Origin of the sequence: Amycolatopsis thermalba (assembly GCF_003385215.1) — a bacterium.
Classification (GTDB): Bacteria; Actinomycetota; Actinomycetes; order Mycobacteriales; family Pseudonocardiaceae; genus Amycolatopsis_E; species Amycolatopsis_E thermalba.
Window position 1 is genome coordinate 1 of record NZ_PQHW01000210.1, and the last position, 1959, is coordinate 1959.

Genomic DNA, 1959 nt, shown 5'->3' on the forward strand with positions numbered 1-1959 from the left:
CCCCTCCGCCCCTGAGCGCTCAGCCCGTCGCCTCACCCGCCACTAGCCCACCCGCGCACCTCGCCCCCAATCGCCCGGGCCCTTACCACCCGGGTCCGACATTTCCGCCGCTCCCCACCGCAACTCCCCGCGGTTGTCCACAACACCCCACTTGTCCACAGGTCCGGCAACTCGGTCTGTCGGCGAAACCCCAGGTCCTGGCACCGTCGAAGGCAGTGAACGACCACCGACCTTGGGGGACCAGCCATGACCACCGCGGCCAGACCCGCCCGCCACCTCACCCTCGGCCGCAGGGGCGAGGACATCGCCGCCCGCCACCTGCAGAAGCTCGGCTTCGTCGTGCTGTCCAGGAACTGGCGCTGCCGCCAGGGCGAGCTCGACCTCATCGCCACCGACGGCCGCACCCTGGTCATCTGCGAGGTCAAGACCCGCACCAGGGAGAGTTTCGGCGATCCCGCCGAGGCTGTCACCGAGGACAAGATCGCCCGCATCCGGCGCCTGGCCGGGCAGTGGCTCAGCGTCCACCGCGTCGGCTGGTGCCGGGTCCGTTTCGACGTCATCGCGGTCTATGCCGACGGCGACGGTGAGCCCCGCGTCCGGCACATCCCGGGAGCGTTCTGATGCCGCTCGGACGCGCCTGGTCGGTGGCCCTCGTGGGCCTCGACGGCCGCCTGGTCGAGGTCGAAGCCGATCTGGGCGGCGGCCTGCCCGGCGTCAAGATGGTCGGCCTGCCCGACGCGGGTCTGCGCGAAGCCAAGGACAGGGTTCGCTCGGCCATCCGCAACTCCGGGCAGCACTGGCCCGAGGACAAGGTCACCCTCGGCCTGTTCCCGGCGAACCTGCCCAAACTCGGCTCGGGCTACGACCTCGCGATCGCGGTGGCCGTGCTCGCCTCGGCGGGCAAGGTCCCAGCCACCCGCCTGCTCGGCACGGTCCTGCTGGGGGAGCTGGCGCTCGACGGCCGGGTGCGGGAAATCCGCGGCGTCCTGCCCGGCCTGCTCGCGGCGCGCAAGGCCGGGATCAAGCGCGCGATCGTCCCGTCACACACGTTGTTCGAGGCGGCCCTGGTCGACGGCCTGGAGGTCTACGGCGCGGCCAGGCTGCGCGACGTGGTGTCCTGGCTGGAGGGCGAGAACGCACTGGCCCGGCCGGAGCCGCCCGTCGAGAGCCCACCGCCCGAGGTGCCGGATCTGGCTGACGTCCTCGGCCAACCCGAGGCCCGCTGGGCACTCGAAGTGGCGGCCGCGGGCGGGCACCACCTCCTCCTCACCGGGCCGCCCGGCGTCGGGAAGACCATGCTGGCCAAACGTCTGCCCGGGCTCCTGCCGATGCTCTCCCCGGAGGAGTCGCTCGAGGTCACTGCCGTGCATTCGATCCACGGCAAGTTGTCCGCGGAGGCCCCGTTGATCAGGGTCCCGCCGTTCGTCGCGCCGCACTATTCGGTGTCCGAAGCCGCCCTGATCGGTGGTGGTATGGGCATCGCCAAACCCGGCCTGATCAGCCGCGCCCACCGCGGGGTTTTGTTCTTGGACGAGGCCGCGGAGTTCGGGTCGCAACGGCTGGACTCCCTGCGCACCATCCTGGAGGAAGGCGAGGTTCGCATCGCCCGTGCCCGCGGTTCGGTTTGCTACCCGGCCCGCTTCCAGCTCGTCATGGCCACCAACCCGTGCCCGTGCGCACCACCCCGCGAGACCGACTGCTCGTGCTCCCCGACCGAGCGCCGCCGGTACCACAGCAGGTTGTCCGGCCCGTTGCTCGACCGCGTCGACCTGCGGGTCCGGTTGCGTCCGATGACCGCCATGGGCCGCCACGAGAGCGGTGAACCCGAGCCGACGGAGGTGGTCCGCAAACGCGTCCTGGCCGCCCGCGACCGTGCCGCCGCGCGCTGGAGCCCGCACGGCTGGAAGACCAACGCGGAAGTCCCAGGCCCCGCCCTCCACCGCGAGTTCGCCCTCCCAC

Annotated in this window: 2 protein-coding genes; both read left to right on the forward strand. The window is 72.0% G+C overall.

What is annotated here, in order from left to right:
• Nucleotides 1–246 precede the first annotated feature (246 nt).
• On the forward strand, nt 247–621 hold the full coding sequence (locus D0D15_RS35655; RefSeq protein ID WP_094007865.1) for a YraN family protein: 375 nt from the start codon (nt 247–249) through the stop codon (nt 619–621).
• The coding region (locus D0D15_RS35660; RefSeq protein ID WP_162830737.1) for a YifB family Mg chelatase-like AAA ATPase at nt 621–1959 on the forward strand (1339 nt) is incomplete at its 3' end. The genes D0D15_RS35655 and D0D15_RS35660, both read left to right, overlap by 1 nt.